Source organism: Pseudomonas sp. ASL3 (assembly GCF_056680425.1).
Genome location: NZ_CM155281.1, coordinates 3,444,211 through 3,459,393 on the forward strand (window position 1 = coordinate 3,444,211; position 15,183 = coordinate 3,459,393).

Annotated in this window: 15 protein-coding genes; 2 read left to right on the top strand and 13 right to left on the bottom strand. The window is 60.4% G+C overall.

Going from position 1 to position 15,183, the window contains the following annotated elements:
* Window positions 1-22 precede the first annotated feature (22 nt).
* Both AC1MEE_RS15910 and AC1MEE_RS15915 read left to right on the top strand, forming a co-directional pair.
* Window positions 23-1,342 carry an aspartate aminotransferase family protein gene (locus tag AC1MEE_RS15910; RefSeq protein WP_480410563.1) on the top strand — a complete coding sequence of 440 codons (1,320 nt, stop codon included), beginning with the start codon at window positions 23-25 and terminating at the stop codon, window positions 1,340-1,342.
* A 39-nt stretch (window positions 1,343-1,381) separates the two neighbouring features.
* Window positions 1,382-2,596: a pyridoxal-phosphate-dependent aminotransferase family protein gene (locus tag AC1MEE_RS15915; RefSeq protein WP_480410564.1), complete on the top strand. Its 1,215-nt coding sequence runs from the start codon at window positions 1,382-1,384 to the stop codon at window positions 2,594-2,596.
* A gap of 43 nt (window positions 2,597-2,639) precedes the next feature.
* Here the strand turns inward: AC1MEE_RS15915 and AC1MEE_RS15920 are convergent, their stop codons facing one another.
* The 13 genes from AC1MEE_RS15920 to AC1MEE_RS15980 all read right to left on the bottom strand — a co-directional run bounded on the left by AC1MEE_RS15920 (window position 2,640) and on the right by AC1MEE_RS15980 (window position 15,183).
* Entirely contained in the window at window positions 2,640-4,115 is a 1,476-nt protein-coding gene (locus tag AC1MEE_RS15920) for a mechanosensitive ion channel domain-containing protein (RefSeq protein ID WP_480410565.1), read from the bottom strand.
* Between the two features lie 185 nt (window positions 4,116-4,300).
* On the bottom strand, window positions 4,301-4,648 hold the full coding sequence (locus tag AC1MEE_RS15925; RefSeq protein WP_480416245.1) for a Rieske (2Fe-2S) protein: 348 nt from the start codon (window positions 4,646-4,648) through the stop codon (window positions 4,301-4,303).
* A 2-nt stretch (window positions 4,649-4,650) separates the two neighbouring features.
* Window positions 4,651-4,962, bottom strand: coding sequence for a YciI family protein (locus AC1MEE_RS15930; protein WP_480410566.1), 312 nt, complete (start codon window positions 4,960-4,962; stop codon window positions 4,651-4,653).
* A gap of 3 nt (window positions 4,963-4,965) precedes the next feature.
* Window positions 4,966-5,838: an intradiol ring-cleavage dioxygenase gene (locus tag AC1MEE_RS15935; protein WP_480410567.1), complete on the bottom strand. Its 873-nt coding sequence runs from the start codon at window positions 5,836-5,838 to the stop codon at window positions 4,966-4,968.
* Window positions 5,839-5,914: 76 nt separating this feature from the next.
* On the bottom strand, window positions 5,915-6,982 hold the full coding sequence (locus AC1MEE_RS15940; protein WP_480410568.1) for a maleylacetate reductase: 1,068 nt from the start codon (window positions 6,980-6,982) through the stop codon (window positions 5,915-5,917).
* 8 nt (window positions 6,983-6,990) lie between these two features.
* Window positions 6,991-8,454 (bottom strand): aldehyde dehydrogenase family protein, encoded by a 1,464-nt coding sequence (locus tag AC1MEE_RS15945; protein ID WP_480410569.1) that lies wholly within the window; start codon window positions 8,452-8,454, stop codon window positions 6,991-6,993.
* Between the two features lie 90 nt (window positions 8,455-8,544).
* A complete protein-coding gene (locus AC1MEE_RS15950; RefSeq protein WP_480410570.1) occupies window positions 8,545-9,564 on the bottom strand; it encodes a hydroxyquinol 1,2-dioxygenase in 1,020 nt (339 codons plus the stop codon).
* 51 nt (window positions 9,565-9,615) lie between these two features.
* A complete protein-coding gene (locus AC1MEE_RS15955; protein ID WP_480410571.1) occupies window positions 9,616-10,110 on the bottom strand; it encodes a cupin domain-containing protein in 495 nt (164 codons plus the stop codon).
* A 234-nt stretch (window positions 10,111-10,344) separates the two neighbouring features.
* A complete protein-coding gene (locus tag AC1MEE_RS15960) occupies window positions 10,345-11,367 on the bottom strand; it encodes a branched-chain amino acid ABC transporter permease (RefSeq protein WP_480410572.1) in 1,023 nt (340 codons plus the stop codon).
* Window positions 11,367-12,242: a branched-chain amino acid ABC transporter permease gene (locus AC1MEE_RS15965; protein ID WP_480410573.1), complete on the bottom strand. Its 876-nt coding sequence runs from the start codon at window positions 12,240-12,242 to the stop codon at window positions 11,367-11,369. The genes AC1MEE_RS15960 and AC1MEE_RS15965 overlap by 1 nt, the downstream gene beginning before the upstream one ends.
* A 2-nt stretch (window positions 12,243-12,244) precedes the next feature.
* Window positions 12,245-12,937: an ABC transporter ATP-binding protein gene (locus tag AC1MEE_RS15970; RefSeq protein ID WP_480416246.1), complete on the bottom strand. Its 693-nt coding sequence runs from the start codon at window positions 12,935-12,937 to the stop codon at window positions 12,245-12,247.
* A gap of 35 nt (window positions 12,938-12,972) precedes the next feature.
* Window positions 12,973-13,698: an ABC transporter ATP-binding protein gene (locus AC1MEE_RS15975; RefSeq protein WP_480410574.1), complete on the bottom strand. Its 726-nt coding sequence runs from the start codon at window positions 13,696-13,698 to the stop codon at window positions 12,973-12,975.
* A gap of 174 nt (window positions 13,699-13,872) precedes the next feature.
* Window positions 13,873-15,183, bottom strand: a complete 1,311-nt coding sequence (locus AC1MEE_RS15980) for an ABC transporter substrate-binding protein (protein WP_480410575.1) — start codon at window positions 15,181-15,183, stop codon at window positions 13,873-13,875.

A 15,183-nucleotide genomic window follows, 5' to 3' on the forward strand; every position in this document is an offset into this window, starting at 1 on the left:
TTCATTTTAAAAGGACTGTTTCATGACCCATGTTTTTTATCGTGCGCCGAATGTAAAGATGCCCTTGGCCGTGGGTGGCGAAGGGATTTATGTGATTGATGAAACGGGACGCCGCTATCTGGACTCTTGCAGCGGCGTTGCCGTTTCCAGCCTCGGTTACAACCATCGAGGCGCCATCGCCGCCCTGACGCAGCAAGCGTCGACCCTGGCGTACGCGTACGGTGGCGTTTTCAGGAATCAGGCGGCCGAAGACCTGGCTGACTTCCTGATCGCACGGTCGCCGCAGATGAGCCACGCCTATTTTCTGTCCAGTGGCTCGGAGATCATGGAAATCGCCTTGAAAACGGCCTTCCAGTATTTCGTCGAAAGCGGCAAACCCGAGCGCCGCTTCGTCATCTCCCGGCGCCAGAACTATCACGGCAGTACCCTCGGGGTACTGGCCGTGTCCGGGAATATTCAACGCCGCGATATCTTCGACCCGGTGCTGGCCAGCCCGCAGTATGTATCGCCCTGCTACGCCTATCGCAATCAGGCCGCCAATGAAACGGAAGCCGAGTACGCGCAGCGTCTGGCGGATGAACTGGAAGCCAAGATTCTCGAACTGGGCGCGGACAATGTGGCTGCGTTTGTCGCCGAGACCGTGGTCGGCTCGACGTCAGGCGCGGTACCGCCGGTGAAGGGTTATTTCCAGTGCATTCGCAAAGTCTGCGACAAGTACGGCGTGTTGCTGATCCTCGACGAAGTCATGTGCGGCATGGGCCGCACCGGGCATTTGTTCGCCTGCTCAGAAGATCAGGTAGTGCCGGATATCCTCACCATAGGTAAAGGGTTGGCCGCGGGCTATCAGCCGATCTCGGCCATGTTGGTCGGCGCGCATATTCACGAGGCCATTGCATCCGGCTCGGGGATGCTCAGAAACGGGCAAACCTTCGCCTTTCACGCCACCGCCTGTGCGACGGCGTTGGCGGTACAGCGCATTCTTGAAGAGGAAAACCTGCTGGCCAACGTCCAGCGACGCGGTGAGCAACTGCGGACCCTGCTGCGCGAAACCTTCGCCGAGCATCCCAATGTCGGTGATATCCGTGGCCGTGGTTTGTTCGTTGGCGTGGAGTTGGTGGCCGATCGCGTGACTAAACAACCGCTTCCCCAGACCCACAACATCGCCGCCCGGATCAGGCCATTGGCGATGGAAGCGGGCATGATGACCTATCCCCTTGGCGGCACCATTGACGGCAAGCACGGCGATCATGTTTTATTCGCGCCACCCTTTATCGTGACAGAAAGTGAAATTGAGCAGATGGTTACGATATTCTCAGGAGTGCTGAATAAAGCGCTCGGTTGAGTGGCTCATCCTCTTTCGTCGATCAATAAAAGAACGTTCATGAACATTAAAATCCCGGCTTCTATCATCGCGCTCGATCAGATTTTGCCTCAGGAACCGTTGTTGATGATGGGCGCGGGCCCCGTGCCCCTGCCGCACAAAGTTGCCTACGCGAACTCGATCGTCATCAATCACCTGGGCGATGTCATGAACCAGGTCATCGACCAGGTCAAGGACATGGGCGCCTATGTCTTTCAGACTGCGTCCAAACATGTACTGGGTGTGGCCGGCCCCGGTTCAGCGGCGATGGAAATGGCGATCGTCAACCTGGTGACGCCCGACAGCAAGGTGCTGTCGATCTGCAACGGTTACTTCAGTCGGCGCATGGCCGAGATGGCGTCCCGTGTTGGCGGTGCAGTGACCATCCTCGAGGTCCCGGACAATCAAGCCGCCGACCCGAATGTGGTTGAACAGTACCTGAAGCAGGGCGACTTTCGGACGCTGACCATTGTTCAGGGTGAAACGTCGAATACCGTCTACAACCGCGAACTGGAAACGATTTCCCGACTGGCGCACTCCTACGACTGCGCAGTGATTGTCGATGCGGTTTGCACCTTGAGCACCATGCCGTTCGACATGGATGAGTGGCAAGTCGACGCGGTCATCACTGGCGGACAAAAGGGCTTGTCGTCGATCCCCGGCGTCTCGCTACTGGCCTTCTCCGATTACGCATGGGCGCGCATCGAAGCGCGTAAACAGCCCATCGCCCACTGGTGCCTGGACGCAGTGCTGGCGGACAAGTTCTGGAATAAGCGCTCGTATCACTACACCGCGCCGGTCTCCGGGATTCTGGCCTTGCATGAAGCGCTGCACCTGGTGTGCGAAGAAACCCTGCCCCGCCGCTTCCGTCGTCACGAGTTGTGCTCGAAAGCGTTGCAAGCCGGGATGGAAGCCATGGGCCTGGAACTGCTGGTTCCGGAGGAAGTGCGTCTGAACTCAGTGATCGGGATCAACGTTCCAAAAGGCGTTTCCGCCGACCAGGTCAGACACCATATGTCCTCGGTACACCGCGTCGAAATCTCTGGGTCGTTCGGTCTGAACATCGTGCGTATCGGTCAGATGGGCGAGCAAAGCCGGGTCCACAACCTGTTCCGGACCTTGCACGCCCTGGGGTCGAGCATGCGTCATGCCGGCGCTGTTCTGGACCTGCCAACCGGGATCTCCGAGCTGGAACGCTATTTGTCTCGCGATTCGGCGTCGGCCGCTGCCAACTGAAGACGGGGCACCTAAGAGCGGGCCGACAACTGAGCTTTTCGATTCAGCTGAGTTTGTCAGTCGGCCCGCGTTCACTGCGGGGTTGTAACCGGGTCACGCGCTTGCGCAACCAGTGCAGGAAGCCGTTCTGTGCGAGATCGACCGGTTTTTGCTGCATCATCGTCGCCCGCGCCTGGGTGCGATAACGTACCAACCCCGCCAGTGCACCGCGCAACTCGCCATGCTCGTCGAGCCAGGGTTCGAGGTCTTTGCGGTCGATGCGATAGACCATGCAATCGGTCATCGCACTGAAACGTGCCAGGCTAGGCGACTGATCGACAATCCCGGTTTCACCCATCAGTTCGCCCGGCCCCATGCGCCCGATTTCAAGCCAGCCGTCCGGCCGCTCGACAGCCGCCGTCACCACCCCCGACTCGATGATAAACAGCGCATCGGGGACCACTCCCTGAGCGAGAATTTCCCCACCGGGAGGAAACAGACTCAAGTGCATGTGGCGCTCAAGCTCGGCACGGTCGTCATCGCTGAGCATGTGCAGCGCGCCCACGGTATTAAGCACTGCCGACTGCCGTGTCGCGGGTCTGACCTGATCCTGACGCCGGGTTTCGGATGCCGCCAGTTGGCGATAGATCAAGTCATGCAGCTGATTGCGCACAGCGCCGCGGCGGTCTCGGGATTTAACGTAGCCGGTGATCTCATATTCCACGGAGCGCAAGCCAGATCTCTTGACCACGGCCCCGGCCTTGGGCTTCGACAACAGTTCGCGGCAGCCCTGCAAGGCTTTCTCCAGCGAGTCCAATACCTGGCTGGGACGCAAGCGCACAGGCAGCTCGACGGTCAAGACGACGGAATGGAAATGATCAGGGCGGCTGAGATTGACGATCCGGGTCTTGGCCGCCATCGCATTGGGGATCACCACCATGCTGCCGTCAGAGGTGAGCAGATAGGTCGAGCGCCAATCAATTTCGATCACCTTGCCCTCGATGTCGTCGACCCGAATCACGTCATCGACGCGAAAGGGTTTGGTCGCGTTAAGCACGATCCCGGAAAACACATCGCCCAGGGTGCTCTGCACCGCCAGACCGAGGATGATCGCTACCGCGCCCGAGGTCGCGAGCAGGCCTTTGACCGGAATATCGAGGATGTAGGCCGCAGCGCCGACCGTCGCGACCAGAAAGATGACAGCGCCCATCAGGTCCTGCAGCAGATGGCCTTTGCCGCCGATGCGCGGCTCCAGCACCACCACCGCCAGCGCGGTCAGAGCGCGTGCGCCGAACAGCCACCAGGTAATGGCCAGCACGGTCGCCAAGGTGTGTCGCGGCGCCGGGAAGCTATCCGGCACGGGAAACAGCGGACTCAAGCCAGCATCCAGCAACGCCACGCTGAACAGCAGAAACAGGCCGAGCCGAACCACCATCTTCCAACGCAAATGCCGTGGATCGATCCACTGCCAAAGAGTCAGATCGGCAATCAAAAATAGCGCAGCACTGGCCAGCGGATAAGCGAACCACGGGAAATCCATCGACACACTCCAGACACATCGGCAGCTACAAGACGCGAGCTTAGCCGATTGGGGTCATCTGTAGGAGCACCGCGCTGTCGTGTAGCAAACACGGTCCCCAGTAGGAGCTGACTTGTCTGCGAAGACCATACGGCGCGATCTGGCAGACCCACCGCGTTGAATGGCCTTCGCAGACAAGTCAGCTCCTACTGGGAATTGGGTTCGTCCATCAGCAGATACCCATCGGCAACCCGCACCGGGACCTGTTCCAACCCCGCCCCCTTACACGGCCCATCAATGCAATACCCATCCTCAAAACGAAACATCGCGCTGTGATGGGCACACATCAACACCTTACCGCGATAGGTACAGAACGTTTGTGGCTGGTAGTTCAGGGGCACGGAAAAGTGCGGGCAACGATTGACGTAGACCCAGGCTTGCTCCCCCCGACGCACTGCGAGCAACCCGGCAGGATGCAGCTGCCGGTGTTCGGGCAGGCCCAGGGCGCCGCCGTCGGCGATGTCGTCCAGTTGGCATAAGGTGATGGTGGCCATGACTAACCGCGCAGCGCCGGGTTGCCGAGGCTCCAGTTCCACGGCCGGATCTCGAGGGTGGCAAACAGACCCGCTTGAACGTAGGGGTCGTCCTGCATGAACGCCTCCACCTCAAGCAAGCTGGCCGCCTCGATGACCAGCAAGGTGCCATTCATCGTAGCGCCTGCATCATCCAGGGTCGGGCCGCCGAGCCGGACCACCACCCGATGTGCCTCGGACGCTCGCAAGTGAGCCTGATGAGTGGGCCGCAAACGCTGGCGCAACGCCAGCGAGTCAGGGTGATCCGTCGCGAAAACCGCAAAAAACTGTCCCATGCTTCACTCAGTTTCCATGACAAATTCGTAATACGCGCTTTTGAACGGCACCTCGATATCCACGCCCCCGGCCAGCTCATCGTGGGCAGGCCGATCTTCGTAGGTCACTTGCAGCGATTGTTTGACGCCGAATACAGCATCGGAATCCAGGTACGGGTCATCACTGTTGAACAGATGCGTCACCAACTTGCGGTACCCCGGCACTTCGATCATGAAATGCAGGTGCGCCGGGCGCCAGGGATGGCGATTGGCAGCATTTAACATGCGCCCGACCGGGCCATCGGTGGGGATCGGATAGCACACTGGCACAATCGTACGGATCGCAAAATAGCCGTCGGCATCGGTGCGATAACGACCACGCAGGTTGCCCAAAGGTTGCTCGGTATCTTGACCGGAGTACATGCCGTTCTCAGCGGTTTGCCAAACATCCAGTACTGCACCGGCCAGTGGGCCGCCTTGGGTATCCAGCACACGACCACGCACCAGCGCCGGAACACCGTCGGTCAGCGCCATGTTTTCGCCGTAGCCGCGATCCGGCATACCGTCGATATAAAACGGCCCGAATACGGTGGTTTCAGTGGCGCTTGCGCTGTGCCGATGATTGATCGCATCGACCAGCATCGAGACGCCGAGTGTGTCCGACAGCAGGATGAATTCCTGGCGTACCAGTCCATCGCAGGTGTGCCCGGTGTCGGTGAGAAAGCGGATACCTTCAAACCACTCCTGCTCCGTCAACTCGACGTCACTGACGAACGCATGCAGGTGGCGAACCAGGCTCTGCATGATCTGTTTGTAACGCGGATTGGGGCTGGCGCTGAAACTGTTCACCGCCTGCTCGGAAATGAGCGCTTCGATGGCTTTGTCTTGATCGGTCATTGTTGTTATTCCGATGATGGGGAGTCTCGCTGATTAACGTCTGAGGCCGGGGCGACGGGCGCCCCGGCGCTGCTTGTCAGGCTGGCGCCAGGCCTCTCCAGGCGCGGGTCAATAGGGCCTCGATCGGCGCTTGTTCAAAAGGCCGTGGGTTGTAGTACGGGCTGGAGCAGGCAATTTGCGCCGCTTCGGCCGGTCCGTGTTCAGGCAAGCCAATATCCGCCAATGCCAACGGGATGCCCAGTTTCTGGTTCAGCGCATACAACAGTGCACCGACCTCCCCCGCTTCGCGACCACCCAACGCACGCGCGGCGCGTTGCAGAGGGCCTGCGGCGGCCTCGCGGTTGTAATGCGCCGCGTGAGGCAGAACGATGGCGTGGGCCTGGGCATGAGGCAGGTTGAACGTGCCGCCCAGGGTGTGGCAAAGCTTGTGGTGCAACGCCATGCCCACCGAACCCAGGCAGATACCCGCCAGCCACGCGCCGTACAGCGCCTGGCTGCGCGCTTCAGGGTCATTGGGATCATTGACCACACCCGGAAGCGCCTGCGCCAGGGAGCGAATCGAGTCTTCGGCCATGAAACCGATGATCGGGTTGGCGTCCTGGGCATACAGCGCTTCGACCGCATGCGCCATGGCGTTCATCCCCGAACAGGCGGAAATCTGCGCCGGCAAGGTCAGCGTCAACTGCGGATCGTAGATCACGGTTTTGGGCAGCACCCGAATATCACGTCCAGTTTTCTTCAGGCGGTTTTCGGTCAACCCATAAATCGGGGTCATTTCCGAACCGGCGTAGGTAGTCGGGATCGCCACAATCGGCAAGCCCGAATCCATGGCAATTGCCTTGCCCAGACCGATGGTCGAGCCACCACCGATAGCCACACAGCAATCAGCATTCAGCCGCGCCGCTTCGATGCGGGCGGCCTGAGCCACTTCCAGCGGAACATGCATCACCGCGTGGGGGTAGACACCGGCCGCACGCTCGCCCAGCAAGGACGCAACCTGCTCGCCCAACGCCTGTTGCTCAGGCGTGGTGAGAATCAACGCACGCTGGGCGCCCAGGCGCTCGATCTCTTCAGCCAGCGCTGACAGTTTGCCCCAGCCGAACACCACACGGGTCGGCAGACTCTGATAAACAAAAGGGTTCATGGCTGACCTCAGCGCTTGAAGTGCGGAGCGATGTTGGCGTCCACATTGAGCCAGACCGAACGGGCTTCGGTGTAGTCATGGATCGCTTCAAAGCCCATTTCCCGGCCATAGCCCGACTGACCGACGCCGCCGAACGGGCTGCCAGGACTGACGCGTTTGTAGCAGTTGACCCAGCACATGCCAGCATGAATGGCATCGGCCATTTTATGTGCGCGTGTCAGGTTCTGCGTCCACAGGCCGCTGCCCAGTCCGTATTGGCTGCCGTTGGCGATAGCCAGGGCTTCTTCATCAGTGCTGAAGCGCAGCACAGTAACGAACGGACCGAAGACTTCTTCCTGGGAAACGCGATCACCGGGCGACGCTTCGACAATCGTAGGCTCGACATAAAAACCGTTGGCCAACGCCTTGTCGCTTGGCGCTTTACCGCCAGTGAGGACTTTACCGCCCTGCTCCCGGCAGATATCGACATACGCCAGCACGCGGTCGCGGTGCAGCGCTGAGGTCAGCGGCCCCATTTCGGTCTGCGGGTCCATCGGATCGCCGAGGCGAATGGATTTGGCCAGCGTGATAAAGCGCTCGAGGAACTCATCTGCGATGTCTCTATGCAGAATCAACCGCGAGCCGGCGATACACGCCTGGCCCTGGTTGTGGAAAATGGCCCAGGCTGCACCGTTAACGGCGGCCTCGATATTGGCATCGGCGAAAACAATATTGGCGCCCTTGCCGCCCAGTTCCAGCTGAATGCGCTTGAGATTGCCCTGGGACGCTTCGACGATCCGCCGACCGGTCGCGGTCGAACCGGTGAAAGCGATCTTGCCGACGTCGAGGTGTTCGGCCAGGCGCTGGCCTGCGGTATGACCATAGCCAGGGACGACGTTGACCACGCCGGCGGGGAAGCCAACTTCAGTCATCAGCTCAACGATGCGCAGGGTCGACAGCGGCGTGATTTCCGAGGGCTTGAGGACCACGGTGTTACCCGCCGCGAGCGCCGGGCCCATTTTCCAGCTGGTGAACATCAGGGGGAAGTTCCAGGGCACGATCTGCCCGACCACACCAATCGGTTTGCGCTGTACGTAGTTGAGGAAACCGACATCGACGGGGATCACCGAGCCTTCGATCTTGTCGGCCATGCCGCCGAAATAACGAAAGCAGGCCGCCGTGCGAGGTACGTCGAGGCCGCGGGAATCACGGATCGGATGCCCGGTGTCAAGGGATTCGAGTTGCGCCAGTTCTTCGCCGCATTCTTCGATCTTGTCTGCCAGTTTGAGCAACAAGCGGCCACGCTCGGCAGCGCCCAGCGCGGCCCAGGCAGGGAACGCACGTTTGGCTGCGGCGACAGCCAGGTCAATGTCAGCCGCTTCTGCCGCGGCGATCCGGGTGATCAACGAGCCGTCATGGGGCGAGACGACATCGATGGTGCCACCGGCTACCGCATCCACGAAGCGGCCATCGATATAAAGCTGATTTTGCATGATATTTTCCTCGCGCCGCGCCAAAGGCACAGCGTCTGACGACTTGACTGGAGAGCACGGCCCGGAGCAATGCCGGGCAAGACACAGGTCTTAGAACTCGATCGGGTAAGGCTTGAGCTCACCGCTTTCATAACGTTGTGGCAGGTTCGGCGTGGCGTTTTCCCAGACCAGCAGCATCGAGCGTTTGGTCGAGTAGCCTTGATGGCGGATATCGGCGGGCATGGCGCAAATGTCACCGGCACGCATGGTGATACGCGCACGCGGGTTGCCGTCGTCCTTGTCGCCGACATCCCAGAGGATTTCATCGGACAGCTGCAAGAACCACTCAACCCGGTCGTTGCCATGGAACACCGGCAGGATGAACTCTTCAGTGGTCGGGCAGAACAGGCTGGCCTTGCACACCGAAGTCACCGAGGGGTTCCAGGTCACGTCGGAGCGCGACAGGTACTTGAACAGGCTGAAGGCATGCAACTCACCTTCGAAGCCTTCGGCGGCGTGAACCTCTGGCTCATCCTGGACAACGTCGACGAACTGGCGGTTGATCGGCAATTCGTCACGCAAGGGTGAATCGCCCTTAAGGCCCGGCATGCGCTTGGTGGCGATGCGGAAGCGCTCGATGGCCTCGATGTTGTCGCCATTTTTACGACCGAACGCCGAGCCGGTTTCTTCCGGGGCTGCGAACGGGTCAAAGGTGGCGTTCGTCCAATCACGCAGGATGGCTTTGAAGGTCGCCATGATCAGCGGTGTTTCGAAGTTTTCGGTGTAGTTGACGCCTGCGGCCTTGAGAACACCGTTGAAGGTGCCGGCGTACAGGTCGACCTTGCCGTAGTAGTTGCGGGTACCGATCACCTGGTCGAAGTTGACCCAGCCGTAGAAGAAGCCCCAGGCCACATCGCGCATCATGGCGCGCAGAAAGGCATCGACCGGAATCAGGTGCGAACGGGTGTCGCCTTTGGCGGGCCAGGTGATACGGGCGAAATACTCATCGCGCATCAGTTCGAAGGCGCCGAGTTTGAATGAGCGGTAGCCGGTGACGGCATGGGGGGCGCTGGCTTGCACGTCTTCGTCAGCGAACGATGCGGTGTCGGCAGCGGTTTCAAGCATGGCCATGTCAGAATTCCTCTTATTCTTGGGAAGGACTGTTGTGAAGGACGGGGCTGATCACTTGAGGCAGATGTCTGCCCACTTCTCCACCGACAGCGGACCTTTGATGGTCTGCTGCAGCAGTACGCCAGGACGGCTGGCTTCGAAGCGATAAGCGCTGCCGGTTGGCAGCAGGCATTGGTGACCGCGCTTGAGCAGCACGTAACCCATCGGTTTTCCCGCAGGCATTTCACCGGCCAACTGAGTGCCCTCGCCGTCTTTCAATGGCGCGTCGAGCTTGAGGAAGTCCACGCGCACTTCGCCGTCCATCACAATCGCGAACTCATCGTGGGCTGCGGTATACCAAGGTGACTGACCTTCGGCACGCAGGGTTTCGATGACGTAACCCAGGTTCAGGCCGACGATGACTTTTTCGTAAGGGAGAGATTTTTCCGCCACTTCGAAAATATTCGAGAAGGCGTAATGGCGGGCTTCGCCGCTGATGATTTCGACCGACCCTTTGCTGTAGTTGTCCAGCGAGCCGAAGACAGTTTCGATTGCAGCGTTACTCATGGTTTTCACCGTTTTATTGTTGTGATGCAGTGAGTTCAAGTTACGTCCCGAAGCGCCCCGGAACAATTACAGAGCGGGCGACAACAGTGTTTGTGAAACGCGAACATTGACTGGCGAGGGGACTGATTTGTTTTCAACGCTTCACCGAAAACCAATCTGTCCCCGGCTTGACTCAGGACCGGGGACAGATTGATTTTTCAAAGAGCGCGAAAAATAAAATCAGTCCCCTCATCATTAACGGACCAACCGCCTTTGCATCGGGAACACCTGCCAGCCCAAGCGTTCGCTGATCAATCCCCACACACCCTGAGGTGCCTTGAGCATCATCACTACCGCGACCACGCCGAGGATGATCATGTACACCGCGCCGTATTGGGCGAGGCAGCCGCGCAGCACGAAGTAGATCAGGGTGCCAATCAATGGTCCTTCCAGGGTGCCGATGCCGCCGATGATCACGATGAAGATCACCACCGCCGTCCAGTCCTGCAGGTTGAACGCCGCATCCGGCGAGATCCGCAGTTTCTGCAGGAAGATCAGCGCGCCCACCACGCCGGTGCAACCGGCTGCCAGCACGTAGACCATCAACTTGGTGCGGAAGGTGTTCACCCCCAGACTGCCCGACGCCGGTTCCGAATCGCGAATCGAGGCGAGTGCCAATCCCTGCCGCGAACGCAGTACAAAGAACACCACCGCCACCGCCGCAATCGCAATCGCCAGCGCGGTGAAATAGATCAGCATCTCCCGCTCGTCACGGTCCGTGCCGATCTGCCGAACAATCGCCGCTGGCAAGCTCTGCCCCGAGCCACCGCCCAGACTGCTCATCTGCGCCAAGCCGAGGCGGAACACCTCGGCGACCACCCAGGTGCCAATCGCGAAATACGCGCCGCGCAAACGAAAGACGATCAACGCCACAGGGATCGCCAACAGCGCCACCAACACGCCCGAGAGCAAGACTGCGAACAACGGCGGAATGCCGAATTTAGTCGCCAGCATGAACAACAGATAGCCGCCCAACCCGACGAACGCCTGCTGCCCTACCGAGACCATGCCCGCGTAACCAGCCAGCAGGTTCCACATCTGCGCCAACGCCAGGTAGTAAGCGAACTCCACCACCAGCCGCAAGTTAGCGCGGTCAGCCCAGAACGGCGCGCTGATCAGCAGCAATACGCAAACACCCAGTACCGACAGGCCGATCAGGCTGCTGGTAGTGGTCCGCTGCACCCGATAGGTCGGCGCGGGATTATTCATGGCATTCATCAGTCGACACTCCGGGGAAACAGGCCACGCGGGCGCACGACCAGGATCAGCAGAAACACAAGGTGGCCGGCGAGGATCTGCCAGCCGGGATCAATCTTCGCGCCCACCGCCTGGGCGATGCCAAGAATCACCCCGCCCGCCAGCGTGCCCCACAGGCTGCCGAGACCGCCGATGATCACCGCCTCGAAACCGTACAACAGCCGTGCCGGGCCGACGGTGGGGTCGAAGCTGGTGCGAATCGCCAGAAACACCCCGGCAATCGACACCACCGCCATGGCCAACGCCATCGCCAGACCAAAGATGTGCGCGTTGTTGACGCCCATCAGGCGTGCGGTGTGCTGGTCGTCAGACGTGGCGCGAAACGCCCGGCCCAACGAGGTCTTGTAGAACAGCAGTTGCAGGCCACCGATGATCAACAGCGCGCTGCCAAACACGATCAAGGGCATGACGCCGACGCTCAGGCTGAGGCTGCCAACAGTGGCGCCGACGCTCGCCACTTCCAGATCGCCCTGCGACAGTTTTTGGCTGTCAGCGCTGAAGAATTCCAGCAGCACGTTTTGCACAATGATCGACAGGCCGAAGGTCACCAGCAGCGGCGGCAGGATGTCCTGACCCAAGGTTCGGTTCAGCAGATGGCGTTGCAGCAGGTAGCCGAAAGCGAACATCACTGGCACCACCAGCAACAGACTGGCGAGCGGGCTGAACCCCAGATGATTGACCACCATCAGTGCCAGGTACGACGCCAGCACGATAAAGTCGCCGTGAGCGATGTTGACCAGGCGCATGATGCCGAACATCAGCGACAGCCCCACCGCGAACATCGCATAGAGGCCACCGAGCAACATGCCTTGCAGCAGAGTATTGACCCATTCCATAACTAGATTCCGAAGTACGCGGCTTTGATTTGCGCTTTGTCCGCTTCGCCTGGCCGACCGGTCAGGGACACGCGCCCTTCCTGAAAGCAGTAGAAACGGTCGCAGACACTCAGGGCCTGGTTGATGTCTTGCTCGACGAGAATCACCGTGGTGCCGTCAGCCTTGATCGAAGGCAACGCCGCATAGATGTCCTTGATCGTCGTCGGCGCCAGCCCGAGGCTGATTTCATCGCACAGCAGCAACTGCGGATTGGCCATCAGCCCGCGGCCTATCGCGACCATTTGCTGCTGGCCGCCGGACAGCGCGGTGCCCGGTCGCTTGCGCAGTTTTTCCAGCACCGGAAACAGCTGGTAGATCCGTTCCAGGCTCCAGGGGCCGGGGCGTTTGCTGTAGGCGCCGATCAGCAGGTTTTCCTCGACGCTCAGCGACGGAAACAGCTTTCTGCCTTCGGGGACCAAGGCGATGCCGCGCTCCAACACCTGATTCGCCGCCAGGTCGCCAATCGCCTGGCCCTTGAAGGTGATAGCGCCCGGCTGGTTCTTGATCAACCCCGCGAGCGAGCGCAAAAAGGTCGATTTCCCGGCGCCGTTGGAGCCGATGATCGCCACGGTTTCGCCCTTCGATAAGGTCAGGCTGATATCGAACAGCGCCTGAAAATCGCCGTAGCCGGCGCACAGCTTGTCGATAGATAACAATTGGTCGATGGATAACAGGTGGTCGTTTGGCATGTTCAGCTCCCGATGCCCATATAAATGGCTTGCACCCGAGGGTCGGCCATCACGCTGCGCGGCTCGCCTTCAGCCAATTTGGCGCCGAAGTTGATCACCGTCAGGCGGCTGACCACCGCCAGCAAGGCGTGCACGATGTGTTCGATCCAGATGATCGCGGTGCCCGCCTTGTGGATGCCCTGAATGGTTTCCACCAGGGCCAGGCATTCCGGCTCGGTCAGGCCGCCAGCAATTTCGTCGAGCAGTAACAGGCGTGGCTGGGTCGATAAGGCACGAGCCATCTCGAGGCGCTTGCGATCGAGCAAGGTCAGCGAGCCGGCGAGGACGTTGGCTTTGCGCATCAAGCCAGTCAGTTCCAGGGTCTGCGCGCACCATTCGTTGGCCTCCTTGTCACGCAAGCGCGCACCGAAAGTCGCACCGACCAACAGGTTCTCGAACACGGTCATTTTCACGAACGGGTGCGGGATCTGATGGGAGCGGCCGATGCCTTGCTGACAGCGCTTGAACACCGGCTCGCGGGTGACGTTGCGGCCTTCGAAATGGATGCTGCCGCTGTCCGCCGCCACGCCGCCGGCGATCAGGTTGAACAGCGTGCTTTTGCCCGCGCCGTTGGGGCCAATGATGCCCAAGGCCTCACCCGGTTCCAGGGTCAGGCTCATGGCGTCCGTGACCTTCACCGAGCCGTAGCTTTTGTGCACATCGTTCATGACCAGAAGGGGTTGTTGCATGGTGCACCTGCTTAAGTCGCGAAACATGAAAGGAACGCCGAACCCCTGTAGGAGCTGCCGAAGGCTGCGATCACCCCGGGGTCGCGTCCGACGGAACCGGTCGCCGCGATTGATATCCATGAAGGCCGTCCCGGCCTTATCGCAGCCTTCGGCAGCTCCTACAGGGATATGCGATCAATACGTAATGGCCTGCATCTCGCCACCCAACGGAATCTGCGGCGCGGTGGCGTTGCTGGTGATCACCAGGTCGTACTTGCCGTTGTTGCCCAGGCGCCATTGGCCGCTGACCAGCGGAGTCTTGGCGACGTTCTTGACTGGGCCGTGGTTCCAGTTGATCGGGCCGACGACGGTGTTCAGGTTGGTTTTCAGCAGCGCATCACGGACTGCGTGCGAGTTGCCGATTTCTTCGGTGCGTTTGAGGATGTCTATCGCCAACTCGAACAACGCGTGGACGAAGCCCAGCGGCTGAGTCCATTGCTTGCCGGTGGCCTGGGTGAAACCTTTGGCCAACTGGCCGGCGCTGTCGCCGGTCAACGACGAATTGAACGGGTGCGTCGGGCTCCACCAGATCTCGGTCGACAGGTTGTGCCCAGCCTTGCCCAGCGCTTCCACTGCCGTCGGGAACAGCAGCGCCTTGCCCACCGACACTGCTTTGGGCTTGAAGCCTTGCTGCCGGGCTTGGGTCCAGAAGGTGGTCAGGTCGGGCGGAATCACCACGCCGGTGACGATCTCCGCCTCGGCCTTTTTGAACGCGGCGATCTGCGCCGAGAAGTCATCGGTCAGGCTTTGGAAACGCCCCGGATCGACCAGTTTGAAGCCCTTCTGCGCCAGCACTGGCGGGAAGCCGAGCTTCGGATCGCCCCAGGCGTTGCCGTCGCCGTCGTTGGGAAACAGACCGCCGACCACTTTGTTGGTCTGCATCGCGCCCCACATCGAGGTGTAAGTGCCGATGACGTCTTCCAGGCCCCAGAAGAAATGGTACGTCCACTCGAAACCTTGATCCGGTTTGCCGCCACGGGTGAAGAACCACGGCTGCCACGGTGCGACGGTGGAGATACACGGCACCTCGTTGATTTCGCATTGGTCCGAGACCGGGTTGGTGGTTTCCGGCGTCGAGGACACCAGCATCAAGTCCACCTGATCGGACAGAATCAGCTCGCTCGCCACCTCCGCTGCACGGTTGGGGTTGGACTGGCTGTCCTTGACGATCACCTCCAGTCGATACGCCGTGCCGCCGATGGTGATCGAATGTTTGAGCACGCTTTGCAGCGATTCGATGATGTAGTTGTCAGCGGCCGCGAACAGCGCCAAGGGCCCGGTCTGCGGGCTGACGTAACCGAGCTTGATCACCCGTTCCTTACCGAACGCCGGGGCAAACGGCAGGCTGGCCAGCATCGCCCCGCCGGCGGCAACACCGGTGGTGCGCAGGAAATCACGGCGGGAAAAGCCGGTGGTGAACAGTGTTTTGTCGTTGTTATCTGTCAT

What these genes read in the sequence shown, in the direction of transcription:
- AC1MEE_RS15910 (WP_480410563.1), top strand. Translation starts at nt 23, where the DNA reads ATGACCCATGTTTTTTATCGTGCGCCGAATGTAAAGATGCCCTTGGCC.
- AC1MEE_RS15915 (WP_480410564.1), top strand. Translation starts at nt 1,382, where the DNA reads ATGAACATTAAAATCCCGGCTTCTATCATCGCGCTCGATCAGATTTTG.
- AC1MEE_RS15920 (WP_480410565.1), bottom strand. Translation starts at nt 4,115, where the DNA reads ATGGATTTCCCGTGGTTCGCTTATCCGCTGGCCAGTGCTGCGCTATTT.
- AC1MEE_RS15925 (WP_480416245.1), bottom strand. Translation starts at nt 4,648, where the DNA reads ATGGCCACCATCACCTTATGCCAACTGGACGACATCGCCGACGGCGGC.
- AC1MEE_RS15930 (WP_480410566.1), bottom strand. Translation starts at nt 4,962, where the DNA reads ATGGGACAGTTTTTTGCGGTTTTCGCGACGGATCACCCTGACTCGCTG.
- AC1MEE_RS15935 (WP_480410567.1), bottom strand. Translation starts at nt 5,838, where the DNA reads ATGACCGATCAAGACAAAGCCATCGAAGCGCTCATTTCCGAGCAGGCG.
- AC1MEE_RS15940 (WP_480410568.1), bottom strand. Translation starts at nt 6,982, where the DNA reads ATGAACCCTTTTGTTTATCAGAGTCTGCCGACCCGTGTGGTGTTCGGC.
- AC1MEE_RS15945 (WP_480410569.1), bottom strand. Translation starts at nt 8,454, where the DNA reads ATGCAAAATCAGCTTTATATCGATGGCCGCTTCGTGGATGCGGTAGCC.
- AC1MEE_RS15950 (WP_480410570.1), bottom strand. Translation starts at nt 9,564, where the DNA reads ATGGCCATGCTTGAAACCGCTGCCGACACCGCATCGTTCGCTGACGAA.
- AC1MEE_RS15955 (WP_480410571.1), bottom strand. Translation starts at nt 10,110, where the DNA reads ATGAGTAACGCTGCAATCGAAACTGTCTTCGGCTCGCTGGACAACTAC.
- AC1MEE_RS15960 (WP_480410572.1), bottom strand. Translation starts at nt 11,367, where the DNA reads ATGAATGCCATGAATAATCCCGCGCCGACCTATCGGGTGCAGCGGACC.
- AC1MEE_RS15965 (WP_480410573.1), bottom strand. Translation starts at nt 12,242, where the DNA reads ATGGAATGGGTCAATACTCTGCTGCAAGGCATGTTGCTCGGTGGCCTC.
- AC1MEE_RS15975 (WP_480410574.1), bottom strand. Translation starts at nt 13,698, where the DNA reads ATGCAACAACCCCTTCTGGTCATGAACGATGTGCACAAAAGCTACGGC.
- AC1MEE_RS15980 (WP_480410575.1), bottom strand. Translation starts at nt 15,183, where the DNA reads ATGACAGATAACAACGACAAAACACTGTTCACCACCGGCTTTTCCCGC.